Origin of the sequence: Pantoea sp. UBA7232, assembly GCF_002473195.1 — a bacterium.
GTDB lineage: Bacteria > Pseudomonadota > Gammaproteobacteria > Enterobacterales > Enterobacteriaceae > Pantoea > Pantoea eucrina.
The window spans coordinates 1-14,415 of the sequence record NZ_DKTK01000001.1; the positions used below are offsets into that span (position 1 = coordinate 1).

Annotated in this window: 16 protein-coding genes; 4 read left to right on the top strand and 12 right to left on the bottom strand. The window is 57.8% G+C overall.

Going from position 1 to position 14,415, the window contains the following annotated elements:
- Positions 1-221: 221 nt before the first annotated feature.
- The gene (gene fklB / locus B4056_RS00005; protein ID WP_071669180.1) at positions 222-842 is read right to left on the bottom strand and encodes an FKBP-type peptidyl-prolyl cis-trans isomerase; all 621 of its coding nucleotides are present in this window, start codon (positions 840-842) and stop codon (positions 222-224) included.
- A gap of 185 nt (positions 843-1,027) precedes the next feature.
- Here fklB and B4056_RS00010 point away from each other — a divergent pair, with 185 nt between their 5' ends.
- Positions 1,028-1,693, top strand: coding sequence for an OapA family protein (locus B4056_RS00010; RefSeq protein WP_150034714.1), 666 nt, complete (start codon positions 1,028-1,030; stop codon positions 1,691-1,693).
- Positions 1,694-1,749: 56 nt separating this feature from the next.
- Here the strand turns inward: B4056_RS00010 and rplI are convergent, their stop codons facing one another.
- The 4 genes from rplI to rpsF are packed head-to-tail and all read right to left on the bottom strand — an operon-like array spanning position 1,750 to position 3,190.
- Positions 1,750-2,199: a 50S ribosomal protein L9 gene (gene rplI, locus B4056_RS00015; RefSeq protein ID WP_288653402.1), complete on the bottom strand. Its 450-nt coding sequence runs from the start codon at positions 2,197-2,199 to the stop codon at positions 1,750-1,752.
- 39 nt (positions 2,200-2,238) lie between these two features.
- Positions 2,239-2,466: a 30S ribosomal protein S18 gene (rpsR, locus tag B4056_RS00020; protein ID WP_000135199.1), complete on the bottom strand. Its 228-nt coding sequence runs from the start codon at positions 2,464-2,466 to the stop codon at positions 2,239-2,241.
- Between the two features lie 4 nt (positions 2,467-2,470).
- Complete coding sequence (gene priB / locus B4056_RS00025; protein WP_071669179.1) at positions 2,471-2,788, bottom strand: primosomal replication protein N; 318 nt, start codon at positions 2,786-2,788, stop codon at positions 2,471-2,473.
- Positions 2,789-2,794: 6 nt separating this feature from the next.
- Positions 2,795-3,190, bottom strand: coding sequence for a 30S ribosomal protein S6 (gene rpsF, locus B4056_RS00030; protein ID WP_039380603.1), 396 nt, complete (start codon positions 3,188-3,190; stop codon positions 2,795-2,797).
- A gap of 382 nt (positions 3,191-3,572) precedes the next feature.
- Here rpsF and B4056_RS00035 point away from each other — a divergent pair, with 382 nt between their 5' ends.
- On the top strand, positions 3,573-3,776 hold the full coding sequence (locus B4056_RS00035; protein WP_039380605.1) for a hypothetical protein: 204 nt from the start codon (positions 3,573-3,575) through the stop codon (positions 3,774-3,776).
- Between the two features lie 19 nt (positions 3,777-3,795).
- Here the strand turns inward: B4056_RS00035 and yjfP are convergent, their stop codons facing one another.
- A complete protein-coding gene (gene yjfP / locus B4056_RS00040) occupies positions 3,796-4,545 on the bottom strand; it encodes an esterase (protein ID WP_288653411.1) in 750 nt (249 codons plus the stop codon).
- 150 nt (positions 4,546-4,695) lie between these two features.
- On the opposite strand from yjfP, the gene B4056_RS00045 reads away from it, so the two are divergent.
- Both B4056_RS00045 and bsmA read left to right on the top strand, forming a co-directional pair.
- The gene (locus B4056_RS00045; protein WP_094112186.1) at positions 4,696-6,627 is read left to right on the top strand and encodes a methyl-accepting chemotaxis protein; all 1,932 of its coding nucleotides are present in this window, start codon (positions 4,696-4,698) and stop codon (positions 6,625-6,627) included.
- Positions 6,628-6,684: 57 nt separating this feature from the next.
- Complete coding sequence (gene bsmA / locus B4056_RS00050) at positions 6,685-7,008, top strand: biofilm peroxide resistance protein BsmA (protein ID WP_094112185.1); 324 nt, start codon at positions 6,685-6,687, stop codon at positions 7,006-7,008.
- Here bsmA and B4056_RS00055 read toward each other — a convergent pair.
- From B4056_RS00055 to B4056_RS00080, 6 genes are all read right to left on the bottom strand, one after another.
- Positions 6,985-8,613: an isovaleryl-CoA dehydrogenase gene (locus B4056_RS00055; protein ID WP_039380614.1), complete on the bottom strand. Its 1,629-nt coding sequence runs from the start codon at positions 8,611-8,613 to the stop codon at positions 6,985-6,987. The two genes, bsmA and B4056_RS00055, sit on opposite strands and share 24 nt — an antisense overlap.
- 135 nt (positions 8,614-8,748) lie before the next feature.
- Positions 8,749-9,483 carry a 23S rRNA (guanosine(2251)-2'-O)-methyltransferase RlmB gene (gene rlmB, locus B4056_RS00060; RefSeq protein ID WP_288653414.1) on the bottom strand — a complete coding sequence of 245 codons (735 nt, stop codon included), beginning with the start codon at positions 9,481-9,483 and terminating at the stop codon, positions 8,749-8,751.
- Between the two features lie 125 nt (positions 9,484-9,608).
- Positions 9,609-12,044 (bottom strand): ribonuclease R, encoded by a 2,436-nt coding sequence (gene rnr / locus B4056_RS00065; RefSeq protein WP_039380621.1) that lies wholly within the window; start codon positions 12,042-12,044, stop codon positions 9,609-9,611.
- A 15-nt stretch (positions 12,045-12,059) separates the two neighbouring features.
- The gene (nsrR, locus tag B4056_RS00070) at positions 12,060-12,503 is read right to left on the bottom strand and encodes a nitric oxide-sensing transcriptional repressor NsrR (protein ID WP_039380624.1); all 444 of its coding nucleotides are present in this window, start codon (positions 12,501-12,503) and stop codon (positions 12,060-12,062) included.
- Between the two features lie 194 nt (positions 12,504-12,697).
- On the bottom strand, positions 12,698-13,996 hold the full coding sequence (locus tag B4056_RS00075) for an adenylosuccinate synthase (protein WP_071669175.1): 1,299 nt from the start codon (positions 13,994-13,996) through the stop codon (positions 12,698-12,700).
- 165 nt (positions 13,997-14,161) lie between these two features.
- Complete coding sequence (locus B4056_RS00080) at positions 14,162-14,362, bottom strand: DUF2065 domain-containing protein (RefSeq protein ID WP_094112184.1); 201 nt, start codon at positions 14,360-14,362, stop codon at positions 14,162-14,164.
- Positions 14,363-14,415: the final 53 nt, after the last annotated feature.

A 14,415-nucleotide genomic window follows, 5' to 3' on the forward strand; every position in this document is an offset into this window, starting at 1 on the left:
TACACCGGCCTACCCGTAGGGGGCGCATTAATGCGCCCCTGGTTTCAGCCCCGCACGCAACAGGGGCGCCATTAATGGCGCCCCTACATCGGCCAACCCGCAGGGGGCGCATTTATACGCCCCTGGTTTCAGCCCCGCACGCAACAAGGGCGCCATTAATGGCGCCCCTACATCGGCCAACCCACAGGGGGCGCATTTATACGCCCCTGGCGGCGAAGCTATTACAGGATTTCCAGCAGCTCAACTTCAAAAATCAGGGTGCTGAATGGCGGGATTGAGGCGCCGGCACCACGCTCACCGTAGGCGAGGTTGTGCGGAATAGTCAGCTCCCATTTTGAGCCAACCGGCATCAGCGTTAATGCTTCGATCCAGCCAGCGATAACGCCGGTAACCGGAAACTCTGCTGGCTCACCGCGGGCAACGGAGCTGTCGAACACGCTGCCGTCGATAAGCTTACCGGTGTAGTGCACGCGTACGCGATCCTGACGTGACGGAATCGGACCATCGCCCTGTTTGATCACGCTAAACTGCAGGCCTGACTCCGTCGTGCTCACGCCTTCACGCTGGGCATTCTGCTCCAGGAACTGCTGACCCTGTGCGGCCATCGCTTCGGTGCGCTCGCGGCGCACGCCTTCTGCACGCTCGTGTACTTCGCGCAGCGCACGGTGTACCACATCAACCGGAACCGCCGGTGAGTTCCCTTCCAGCGCGTCGCGCAGACCTGCCAGCAGTGCTTCAGGCTGCAGACCCTGCAGTCCAGACTCCTGCAGCTGCTGACCAACCTGTAAACCGATACCGTAACTTGCTTGTGATTCGACGCTGTCAAATGAAGGGGTCGTCATCTTGATTCCTTAATCCCGGATAAAATTGAACCGGCAGCATAGCAGCGCACGCGGCTGGCGTAAAATCTCACGCGGTGCGTGATGACATTTGGCGACGAAACAGAAACAATACGCAGGTCAAATTTTTCAATGCTGGCGGGCACTTCCTGCTGTCATTGCCCATACTGTAAAACAAGAGAGATAACATGGGCCAGATTGCCCCGCGACGTCGCCGGACGCGCACCACGCGAACGCTGTTACCCTGGCTGCAACGCTGGCTGCCAGCCAGACTGCATAAAACCGCTGGCGAGGAGGATTCACCTATGGCCACAGATACCCCGTCCCGCATGCCTGCTGCCCTGCAGCGCGTCTGGCACCTGCTGGATGATGTACGCTGGATGGATCCCCTGCCGCCGCTTCATCGCCGCGGCATCGTTATTGCCCTGATAATCGTGCTGCTGGCGTTTCTCTGGCCGACCAGCAACGGCAAATATCCGGTTGAACGTTCGGTTGAGAGTCAGCCGAAAGAGGTGCCAATGCAGGCGGAGCTTTCTGGTAATCAGGATAGCGCTTCTGCGCCGCAAAACGGCCAGCCGGCTATTGATGCGCAGGGCACCTGGCGCAGCTACAGCGTAGCCTCGGGCCAGACGCTGGCGCAGCTGTTCCGGGACAATAATCTGCCGGTTAATGATGTGTTTGCAATGGCGCGTGTGGAGGGGGAAGGCTCGCCGCTGAGCTCGCTGCAGAGCGGTCAGCAGGTGAAAATTCGCCAGAATGGCGACGGCGTGGTGACTGGCCTTACCGTTGATGGCAGTAACGGTCCGGTGCTGTTTACCCGTCAGCCCGACGGCAGCTTTATCCGCGCTCAGTAAGCGCCGGAAACAAAAACGCCGGCACAGGGCCGGCGTTTTCGCATCACTGCATAAAATTATGCAGCAACTACATTCACAACCAGTTTAGCGAAAACTTCGCTATGAACCTGGAAGTCAACTTCATGCTCACCGGTGGTGCGCAGAACGCCGTTCGGCAGGCGAACTTCGCTCTTAGACACCTCAACACCTGCTGCAGAAACTGCATCAGCGATGTCGCGGGTACCGATAGAACCGAACAGTTTACCTTCGTCGCCTGCTTTAGACGCGATGGTAACGGTGCCCAGGCCGCTGATTTTCTCAGCACGTGCGTTGGCAGCTGCCAGAGCGTCAGCCAGTTTGGCTTCCAGTTCAGCACGACGAGTTTCAAAGAACTCAACGTTTTTCTTGGTAGCAGGAACAGCTTTGCCCTGTGGTACCAGGAAGTTACGAGCGTAGCCCGCTTTAACGTTAACCTGGTCACCCAGGCTGCCCAGGTTTGCTACTTTATCAAGCAGAATAACTTGCATTACCTTATCCTCTTAAAGTCGTTAATGGACAGTTGCCGATTACTGATGACGATCAGTGTACGGCAGCAGAGACAGGTAACGCGCGCGCTTGATAGCACGAGCCAGCTGACGCTGGTATTTAGCACGAGTACCGGTGATACGGCTTGGAACAATCTTGCCGCTTTCAGTGATGTAGTTTTTCAGCGTTGCGATATCTTTATAATCGATCTCTTGAACGCCTTCCGCGGTGAAACGGCAGAACTTGCGACGACGGAAATAACGTGCCATTTGGCTAGTCTCCAGAATCTATCAATTCAATCTGCTCGGCATGTAACACAAGTTTGCTCTGGCCATTGCGTGCCTGATGGCAGCTAATAAAACCTGTGAGCGTGAGTTGCGTGCCGACCGTTATATGTTGAGTAATCGCCTGATGGGCGCTGCCGCTGATAATCACCGGCATCTGACACCAGGCTTGCCGGTGAAACCCGGCCTCCTCCTGCACAGAACGATGCTCAAGCATGAACTGGCAGTGTGGGATCCCTGACGGACTGACGTTTCGAACTGGCGTCCTGCACACTGTGCCAGACAGACGCAGCTGATTTGCCGTCATCGGGAATTACTCTTCAGAATCCCCAGCATCTGACTCTTCTGCCGATTCGTTAGCGAAATCTTCGCGGCGCTCACGACGCTCGTCTTTCGCTTTAACCATCGGAGAAGCTTCAGTTACCGCGTGCTTAACGCGCATAACCATGCTGCGGATAACGGCGTCGTTGAAGCGGAAGTTAGTTTCCAGCTCGTCGATCACTTCCTGCGGCGCTTCTACGTTCAGCAGAACATAGTGAGCTTTGTGCAGTTTGTTGATCGGGTAAGCCAGCTGACGGCGGCCCCAGTCTTCCAGACGGTGGATCGTGCCCTGTGCACCAGTGATAGCACCAGTGTAACGCTCGATCATGCCCGGAACCTGTTCGCTCTGGTCAGGATGGACCATAAATACGATTTCGTAATGACGCATCGATAGCTCCTTACGGATTATTCAGCCTCCTGTCAGGGTCAGCTGCGGCCCATGGAAGCAAGGAACGTTATAGGTTGCATATCATCGTTAAATGACACACACCTCTGAATGCAGCTGAAAAATTGACGCGTAATCATACTGACCTCAGGGGCTAAACACAAGCGCACATTTCGCCTGTTTTGCACAGGCGTGCCAGACAGCGCGCCTTTTTGTGCTAAGCGTGCAACTTCAGCCTGTTACGCGCGTTTTTTCAAAAACATTGAAGTACGCGTTCAAAAAGCCGCTCTGGCGCTGCGCTGGTTAAAAACTAAACTCTATAAAAGCGCCCTGAACAATGCACCGCGTGCGCGATTGATGAAGTATCACAGGTGAGGAGTCGATTATGAAAGCTGTCATTGTCGCCACTTTACTGAGTCTCTTTCTCTCTTCCCCCGCCATTGCCAGCGTTACTGACTCTGCGCAGCAGATGAGAAGCAGCAGTAAAGCGGCTTCAGGCTATATCTATGTTAACCGGCTGGATGCGCCGGCTGATAACCCGTTTACCGCTGCGCAGCGCCCCGCCGATCGACTGTCCGGGCAGCGCTGAAGTCCCCGCTGGCGGCTGCTCAGAGGGAACGCGCAAAAAACGCCACCAGCGCGGTGAGCGCGGCGGGCGTGATTTTATGCCCAATCTGCGGCTCAGACAGGAACGTAAGCTGACCATCCTGCTGTGTGGCGCGCAGCGCCTCTGCAAGGCGCTGCGTCTCAGCGAAAGGCACCACCTCATCCGCTTCGCCGTGCCAGAGCAGCAGCGGCCGGCTGGCAAGCCGGGCCAGCTTTGTGGCGGGATCGTAAGCGCTCAGCGGCGCCAGGCGCGCAGCAAGCAGCTGCTGCTGCTCAGCGGTTTTCGGTACCAGCGGCGGGAAGAGCTGCTCGCTGAGCTGCCGGAAATAGCCCGATCCCATCAGACAGCCAACACTCTGAATGTGCGGGTAGCGCGCCATGGCTCCCAGCGCCGTCATCCCGCCCATTGACGCCCCCGCCACCGCAAAACGTTCGCCGGCGATCCAGCGTTTGTCACGCAGCGCGCTCTCCAGCTGCGGCAGCTCATCAATATTCTGGCGCAAAATCTCCCAGAAACGCGTCATACGCAGTGCGCTATCGCCCTGATAACGCGCCCCGTGCATCTCTGCATCAGGCATGATGACGCGAAATCCTGCCTGCGCCAGCGCCACAGCAAAGTAGCTGTAAACCTCTTTTGATGAGGTAAAGCCATGGTAAAAGAGAATGGCGGGCAGCGGAGTCTGCCGCTGACCGGCGGGTGCGGCATGAATACACTCGATTCCTGCCAGAGTCTCTGTTGTCAGTTCAATCACGGTAGCGCTCCTGAATAGCGTGCATCTGATACCGAGTGTACCTGTTCTCTGCCGGCGCGTTAGCAGATTAACGTCGCTGCTTTTTCACCCTAAACCTTTGCCGGTTTTTGCCGTTGATCGTTCTCCCCCATTCTAAATAACAGGTATTTTATGAAGCGTCTTTCTCTCAGCGCCCTGAGCCTTGGCGTCAGGCTGTCTGTATTGACGTCTTTCAGCGTCGCCGTCGTACTGTTTATCCTGACATTTACCCTGAGCCATAACGCCGCCCGTCAGCTGGAGCAGCTGGCAACCGACGATATGACCAATCAGGTGCAGGGCATCAGTGAAATGGCCACGCTGTTTAACGCTACGCTCTCCGAAGAGGTGGCAAACTACACCAGATTATTCCAGAGCTTTTTACCTAAACGTTTCAGCCGTGACGAGAGCACCCGCGTTCAGACAGGCGAGCTGAGCACGCCGGTGCTGCGTGCCGGTCTGAAAACGCTCAATCTCGATCAGCTTGCCGTGGATGACTTTTTTGAGCGTACCGGCGCGGTAACAACCATCTTTGTCCGCGACGGCGATGACTACGTGCGTATCGCGACGTCACTGAAAAAAGAGGATGGCAGCCGCGCCATTGGCACCCGGCTCGATCGCAGCAGCGCCGCCTGGCGCAGCGTGCAGCAAGGCACCACATGGCGCGGGCTGGCTACGCTGTTCGGGCATCGCTATATCACCCAGTATGAGCCGGTACGTGATGAAAGCGGCAGCGTCATTGCGATTTTATTTGTCGGCGTAAAAATCGATACGCAGTATGCGCTGATACGCGACAAAGTGCTGGCGCGCCATCTTGGTGACAGCGGCAGTTTCTTTGTGCTGAACGGTACGCCGGGCAGCAAACAGGGTACCTACCTGTTTGACCGCCACGCTGAGGGTCAGCAGCCACGCTGGAGTCAGGCGGTACAGCAGCGGCTGCTGACTCAGCCCGCCGGGCTGCTCAGCTTTGAGGACGCCGGTGAAACCCGGCTGCTGGCGTGGCAGCAGCTGCCGGGCTGGGACTGGGTTATTGCCGGTGAGGTCAGCCGTGCCGCGTTGCTGGCGCCGGTTACGCAGAGTCGCAACCTGTTTATGGCTATCGGCCTGGCGCTGGTGCTGCTGTTTGCTGCCGGCTTTGTTTTTTACTGTCGTCATGCCCTTACCCGCCCGTTGCAGCAGGTGATCCATCTGGCCGAAGAGTATGCGGCAGGTAACCTTCAGGCGCATCTTAACTCAGCGCGACGCGATGAGGTGGGCCAGCTGGTGGCTGCCATCAACGGCATTGGCGACGGGCTGGAAAAAGTGGTGCGCCAGGTGCGGGGCGCCGCTCAGGAGATCAGTGACGGCACCGATACGATTGCGGCTGGCAGCGCGACCATCAGCGAGCAGATTAGCCGTCAGGCGAGCAGCGTGGAAGAGACTTCCGCCAGCATGGAGCAGTTTGGCGCCACGGTGGCGCAGACCGCGGCTAACGTACGTCAGGCGATGGCACTGATGAGCGAAGCTGCCGGTACCGTCAGTCAGGGTGGGGCCACTGTCGCCCGCTCAGCGGAAACCATGGCGGAGATCAGGGTTGCGTCGCAGAGTATTGCCGATATTACCCATGTGATTGAGTCAATAGCATTCCAGACCAATATCCTGGCCCTGAACGCGGCCGTAGAAGCCGCGCGCGCCGGCGAACACGGGCGCGGCTTTGCCGTGGTCGCCGCCGAAGTGCGGGCGCTGGCGCAACGCAGCGCCAGCGCAGCAAAAGAGATCGATACGCTGATCGCCCGATCCATTGAGCGGGTTGCGGCGGGCCATGCGCTCTCTGAGCAGACGCGCGATAATATGAGCCACATTGTGACGCATTTTGAGCAGGTCAAAACGCTGATGGATGAGATCAATATTGCGGCGCAGGAGCAGGCGGCGGGTATCGGTCAGGTTAATCTGGCGATGAACCATATTGGTCAGGCGACGCATCAGAGCAGCGATATGGTTATGCAGTCTGAGAGCACCGCCCGGCATCTGAGCGAAAAAGGGCATCATCTTACGGCGCTGGTCAGCCTGTTCAGGCTCAACAGCTGATGATTGCGGGAAGATGGCTTACACTTTAGCTATCTTCCCTGCACTTCCGGAGCCGTTATGTCCCGTCTGTTACTGCTGTTGAGTCTGGTGCTGTGTGGATGTTCAACGCTGCAGTCGACCCCGCAGGCGCCGCCGCCGCCCGCCTCACAGCCACAGGAGATTTCGCGCGCGCAGAGCGCCGGACTGCCGAAGCTGGGCAATATCAGCGCGTCGACGCGCGGTTCACCGGATGATGTACAGCGCGCGATTGCCGCACGCGCCAGCCAGGCTGGGGCTGTCTATTATCAGATTGTGATGCTGGATGACACCTCCTTTCCCGGCCTGTGGTACGCCACCGCGATCCTCTACGGCGCGCCTTCAGGCAGCGCCGGCGCGCAGTAGCAGACGCGCGGCCAGCGTCTCATCCGGGCCACGTGCGCCGCGCCCGTCGAGCGCAAGCGCACACCACGCATCGGCCAGCGGCGGTTCTGCAACTTTCAGCAGTATCGCCGCACTCGCCAGCCAGAACAGCTCCTGCGCCAGGTCACGCGCCTGCGCTTCATGCGGATGACGCAGCTGCAGACGCAGCTGACGCCAGCTGCGATCAACATGACGATTAGCGCCCCTCACCGCCTCAAACTCCTGCTGCAGCAGCGCATGGCATGCAGGATAGCGCTGCAGTACGCGCAGAATATCCAGACACATGACATTGCCCGATCCCTCCCAGATGCTGTTAACCGGCATCTCGCGATACAGCCGCGGCAGTTCGCTCTGTTCGCAGTAGCCGATACCGCCCAGCACCTCCATGCTCTCCGCGACAAACGGCATACCGGCCCGGCAGATGGCAAACTTCGCTACCGGTGTAAAGAGCCGGGCATAGAGCCGCTCCGTCTCGCTGGCTGGCGCTGACCACGCCCGGGCGAGCCGCAGCAACAGCGCAGTCTGCGCTTCAAGCTGCAGCGCCTGTCGTGCCAGCTGGAGGCGCATCAGCGGCTGCTCGCTGAGCGGTTTGCCCATGACCTGTCGCTGCTGCGCATGATGCAGCGCCACCGACAGCGCACGGCGCATCAGGCCGTGGCTGCCGAGCGCGCAGTCGAAGCGCGTCATGCCGCCCATGCGTAACAACAGCCGCACGCCTTCACCCTCTTCGCCCATCAGCCAGCCGGTGGCATCCTGAAACTCCACTTCAGCGCTGGCATTGGAGCGGTTGCCCAGCTTCTCCTTGAGCTGCTCGATGCGCAGCGCATTGCGCGTGCCGTCAGGCAGCAGTCGCGGCAGAAAAAAACAGCTCAGGCCGCGTGAGGTATGGGCCAGGATCAGATGCGCATCGCTTTGCGGCACAGAGAAAAACCATTTATGACCGGTAATGCGCCACGGCTCGCCCGGCGCACGCACACCGAGTGGTTCAGCGCGCGTGGTGTTAGTCAGCACGTCAGTACCGCCCTGCTTTTCAGTCATCCCCATGCCAATCAGCAGCCCGCGCTTCTGACCGCCTGGCAGGTGATGGGCATCATAGCGGTCGCTCAGCAGGCCTGCGCGCCAGTCAGCATAGGCTGCGGGCAGATGCGCCTGCAGCAGAGGAAGCGCGGCGTGCGTCATGGTGACCGGACAGAGGGAACCCGCTTCCGCCTGGGCATGCAGAATAAAGCGCGCCGCACGCGCTACCATGGCATGAGCCGGGGCATCAGGCTGCCAGCTGAGATTATGTAAGCGGCTGGCACAGACGCCCTGCATCAGCAGATGCCAGGCGGGATGAAACCGCACCTCGTCGATGCGCTCGCCGCGCGCGTCATAGCGCTGCAGTACCGGCGGTTCACTATTGGCCAGCCGTCCCAGCTCCAGCGATTCCGCGCTGCCAAGCTGCAGACCAACCGACGCCAGCCACGCCTGGTCCCAGGCCGCGCCTTCGCGCACCACGGCATCGCACAGCGCGCTGTCGCGGGTAAACAGATTACTGTTGCAGAGAGGATGAGGCTGGTTGAATACGTGGTGAGTGGTATGAAACATAGCGCCTCCTGATGATAACGCATCATAGCGACGAGGCTGCCAGGCAGAGTAACCGTCTGGCAGCCTGCTCTGTCTGAATTATTCAGGAGAGCCGTACAGGAGGGGAAAGCGCTTGTTGATATTTTGCGGTGCCGATCACGCCTGGCGCTGGCGCACGGCCTCAAACAGGCAGACGCCGGTCGCCACCGAGACGTTCAGCGAAGAGACGCTGCCTGCCATCGGAATGCTGATCAGCTCATCGCAGTGTTCGCGCGTCAGGCGGCGCATACCTTCGCCCTCTGCCCCCATCACCAGCGCCAGCGGACCGGTCATTTTGCTCTGATAAACCGTATGATCCGCCTCACCGGCAGTGCCAACGATCCAGATGTTGTATTCCTGCAGCAGTCGCATAGTGCGCGCCAGGTTAGTGACGCGAATGAGCGGAACGTTTTCCGCAGCGCCGCTGGCGACTTTTTTTGCCGTGGCGTTAAGCGGTGCAGCACGATCTTTCGGCACGATGACCGCATGAACACCCGCCGCGTCAGCACTGCGCAGGCAGGCACCCAGGTTGTGTGGATCGGTTACGCCGTCGAGGATCAGCAGAAACGGTTTCTCCAGCGACTGCAGCAGATCGGGCAGATCGCCCTCCTGGTAATTTTTACCCGGTTTGATACGCGCCACGATGCCCTGATGCACGCCGCCCTCTACCTGTGCATCGAGCCACTGGCGGTTAGCCAGCTGGATCACAATACCCTGAGCTTCCAGTGCGGCAATCAGCGGCTGCAGGCGGCGATTGTCGCGCCCTTTGAGAATGAAAACTTCCTGAAAACGCTGGGGGTCGCGCTCCAGCAGCGCCTGCACGGCATGAATGCCAAAAACTATTTCGCTCATTATTTTGCTCAAGATTGGGTTAGAACAGCGATCGCTGAGATCCGGGTTCAGGATGCGCGCGGCGGCGCATCCGGTACAGCGCGTAAAGCATACCCGGATTGCCTGTCAGGACAATCCGGTGACCATCAGGTCGCGCTGCTTTTCTTTGATGCCCGCTTAGCCTTAGTGGCGGCGGCGATTTTACGGGTTTTCTCAGAGACTTTATTACCTTTTTTCTCACTTTTCTGCGCAGCAGCCGGTTTCTTTTCACCACGGAAAGCCGCATCCGGTTCAAAGTTGCCTTTTTTACCCGCGTCGCGACGGCGCTTTGTGGCAGGCTTGCCGCTGCGCTTCTCGCGTTCCCGCGCGGTTTTGCCTTCGCCACGCGGCACGCGCTTGCTGGAGATCAGTGCAAAATCGATTTTACGCTCATCCATGTGCACCGCATCCACGCGTACTTCCACCGCATCGCCAAGACGATAGGTACGGCCGCCCGATTCGCCGATCAGACGCTGTCCGACGGCATCAAAGCGATAGTAGTCATTATCCAGCGTGGAGACATGCACCAGGCCATCGATGAACAGATCGCTCAGCCGCACAAAGAAGCCAAAGCCGGTCACGCTGGAGATCACGCCGTTAAACACATTGCCCACCTGATCCTGCATGAAGTCGCACTTCAGCCAGTCAGCAACGTCGCGCGTCGCTTCATCAGCGCGGCGCTCGGTCATCGAACAGTGCTGACCCAGCTGCAGCATCTGCTGCATATCATAGTGGTAGCCGCCGTTCGGCGTAGTGATACCGTTTTCCATGCCCTGCTCTTTTGCCAGCAGATATTTAATCGCACGGTGCAGCAGCAGATCCGGATAGCGGCGGATCGGCGAAGTAAAGTGGGCGTAAGAAGCCAGCGCCAGACCAAAGTGTCCGCGGTTTTCCGGATCGTAGACCGCCTGTTTCATGGAGCGCAGCAGCATGGTCTGCAGCATCTCAGCATCCGGACGCTCGGCGATCTGATCCAGCAGTTCGGCGTAGTCCACAGGCTGCGGTTTTGCGCCGCCCGGCAGGCTCAGACCCAGCTCGCTCAGTACGGTGCGGAAACTGGTGATGCTGTCTTCACTCGGACGATCGTGATCGCGGAACAGCGCCGGCTCCTGGTGTTTCTCCACAAAGCGGGCAGACGCGATGTTAGCGAGGATCATGCACTCTTCGATAAGTTTATGCGCGTCGTTACGTACCGTGCGCTCAACGCGCTCAATACGGCGCTCAGCGTTGAAGATAAACTTCGCTTCTTCCGTTTCAAATGAGATGCCACCGCGCTGCTCGCGTGCGGTTTCCAGCACCTCGTACATAGCGTGCAGCTCTTCGAGATGTTTTACCTGTGCCGCATACTGCTCACGCAGCTCGGGATTACCCTGCAGGATATTCCAGACTTTGTTATAGGTCAGTCGCGCGTGTGAGTTCATCACCGCTTCATAATGCTTATAGCCGGTCAGTTTACCGCTGGCAGAGATAGTCATCTCACAGACCATGCAAAGGCGGTCAACCTGCGGATTCAGCGAGCAGAGGCCGTTGGAGAGGATCTCAGGCAGCATCGGCACGACCTGCGACGGGAAGTAGACTGATGTTCCGCGCTGATGCGCTTCGTCATCCAGCGCCGTACCCGGCCGCACGTAGTAACTTACGTCAGCGATCGCTACCCACAGGCGCCAGCCACCACCGCGCTTTTTCTCGCAGTAGACGGCATCATCGAAGTCGCGGGCATCTTCGCCATCAATGGTAACCAGCGGCAGCTGACGCAGATCGATACGTCCCTGCTTCGCCGCTTCCGGCACCTCTTCTTTCAGCTTCGCAATCTCTCTTTCGACCTCTTCCGGCCAGGTGTGCGGAATTTCATGCGTACGCAGCGCCATATCAACTGCCAGACCGGTGCCCATATTGTCGCCGAGGATTTCGGTGACTTTACCGATAGCTTTGGTGCGGCGCGTGGCGCGCTGCACAATCTCGACCACGACAACAGAGCCCATCCGGGCATCAAGCGTTGCGTCCTGCGGAATAAGAATATCAAAGCTCAGACGGCTATCGTCCGGCACCACGAAGCCCGTGCCGGCATCGGTAAAGTAGCGGCCGACAATCTGGCTGTTGCGCGGTTCAAGCACCCGCACCACGCGCGCTTCACGGCGACCTTTACGATCGGCACCGCCTGGCTGCGCCAGGATCACGTCGCCATGCAGGCAGAATTTCATCTGTTCGGCGGAAAGATAGAAGTCATCTTTTTGCCCTTCAGCGCGTAAAAAGCCGTAGCCGTCACGATGGCCTATCACTTTGCCGCGCAGCAGGTCGAGGCGTTCCGGCAGCGCATAGCACTGACGACGGGTAAAGACCAGCTGACCGTCACGCTCCATTGCGCGCAGACGACGGCGCAGCGCCTCCAGCTGATCTTCACTGGTGATGTTTAACGCCCCCGCAATCTCTTCGCGGCTGGCTGGTTTTTCCCGCTGCTCCAGCAGCCCGAGAATAAATTCGCGGCTGGGGATCGGGTTATCATATTTTTCAGCTTCTCTGTCCTGAAAAGGATCTTTTGACATTAGGTTCCTCCGATGTCATTTGGAGTGGATTGCCACCGGCGGTTCGGACAATAGGATGTGGTAGAGCGAATCGTTGTTTCTTACCAGATCGGCCAGCGTATAGTTATCCAGCTCCTGCAAAAATAACTGCACGGCGTCATTAAGCGCCTTACGTAAGCGGCAGGCTGGGGTGATGGCGCAGGTGTCACAGTTAACTAACTGCAGCGGCTCCATCTTTCTGACAACGTCGCCAATAATAATTTTTTCCGGGTCCATGCCTAAACGAATTCCGCCGTTTTTGCCGCGTGTAGCAGCTACAAAGCCGGCCCGGCTCAGTTGATTGATGATTTTTACCATATGGTTACGCGATACGCCGTAAGTATCGGTGACTTCAGTAATGTTAGTCTGCCTGCCCTCGGGCAGCGTAGCCATGTAAATCAGTGCGCGCAGACCATAATCGGTAAAACTTGTTAGCTGCACATATACCTCAGTAAACCATCAGATTTTTTAGTTTTAGCGCCAGCTGCGCGCTTCGATTAACAATGATGATAAACCAGTGCGGAAAAACCCGAAGCGCTTTTTTCATGCCCGTGTGGTCCTGAGCCGAAAAAAACAGAGTGAGCGGAAGCAGACAGCGGATAAACAGAGGCCGGAACATGTCCGGCCTGAGAAGATTATGCGTCGAACGGATCGCGCAGAATCATGGTCTCACTACGGTCCGGACCTGTTGAGATAATATCAACCGGCACACCGGTTACTTCTTCGACACGCTTGATGTAATCACGTGCGGCCTGGGGCAGACCCTCCACGGTTTTGACACCAAAGGTGGTCTCACTCCAGCCAGGCAGAGTTTCGTAAATCGGTTCGATACCTTCCCAGCCTTCAGCTGCCAGCGGCGTAGTGGTCATCTCGCGGCCATCCGGCATACGGTAGCCGACACAGATTTTAACCTCTTTCAGGCCATCCAGCACGTCCAGTTTGGTCATGCAGAAGCCGGAAAGCGAGTTGATCTGTACGGCACGGCGTACAGCAACCGCATCAAGCCAGCCGGTACGGCGACGGCGGCCGGTAGTGGCACCAAACTCATTGCCCTGCTTGCACAGAAACTCACCGGTCTCATCAAACAGCTCGGTCGGGAACGGACCCGCTCCGACGCGGGTGGAGTAGGCTTTCACGATACCCAGCACGTAGTCGACATAGCGCGGACCGATACCGGAGCCGGTTGCCACGCCGCCTGCGGTGGTGTTAGAGGAAGTCACATAGGGGTAAGTACCGTGGTCGATATCCAGCAGGGTACCCTGCGCACCTTCAAACATGATCAGATCGCCACGCTTGCGCGCGCCATCCAGCAGATCGGATACGTCCACTACCATGCTGGTCAGGATGTCCGCTACGGCCATCACGTCGCTCAGCACTTTTTCGTAGTCAACGGCATCGGTTTTGTAGTAGTTCACCAGCTGGAAGTTATAGAAATCAACAATCTCTTTCAGCTTGGCTGCAAAGGTCTCTTTGTTGAACAGATCGCTGACCCGCAGGCCGCGACGCGCCACTTTATCTTCATAGGCAGGCCCGATACCGCGGCCCGTGGTACCGATCGCTTTGGCACCGCGCGCTTTTTCGCGTGCCAGATCCATTGCAACGTGATATTGCAGGATCAGCGGGCAGGCTTCAGAAATCAGCAGACGTTCACGTACCGGCACACCGCGCGCTTCCAGACCATTCATCTCTTTCATCAGCGCTTCAGGTGACAATACCACTCCATTACCAATGATGCTGGTAACATTTTCACGCAGGATGCCAGAAGGAATTAAGTGGAGGACGGTTTTTTCACCGTTGATGACAAGTGTATGGCCTGCATTGTGGCCACCCTGGTAACGCACCACATAATTAGCGCGTTCAGTCAGAAGGTCTACGATTTTACCTTTACCTTCGTCACCCCATTGGGTGCCCAGTACGACGACGTTCTTACCCATTTCTAAAATCACCGATTGCTTAAAAATGGATTCTACCATCGGTTTTTCACAGTTTCAGCACTTTTAGCACACGTTTGCGCTGTTTTTTGCCTGCCTTTTGTTCAGCTCACAACATGTTGGGGAGGCTCGGCCCGACAGGCACAACTTAACCGGTAAGCGGCGCGATTATCCCTGCATATGCTGGCTGAACAGGCAGTAAATCACCACGCCCGCCACCACCAGTCCACCGCCAAAACGATGCAGCAGGCGGTCAGGCAGCTGCGTCAGAGAAAGGATCAGGCGCCGCCAGAGTCGCGGCATTAACATCGGCCCTGCGCCTTCCAGTATCAGCACCAGCGCCAGCGCCATCCAGATGGTTGAATTCATACGTTATCCAAAAAAAAGGGCCGACATCAGTGTCGGCCCTGGCTTTATAAGCG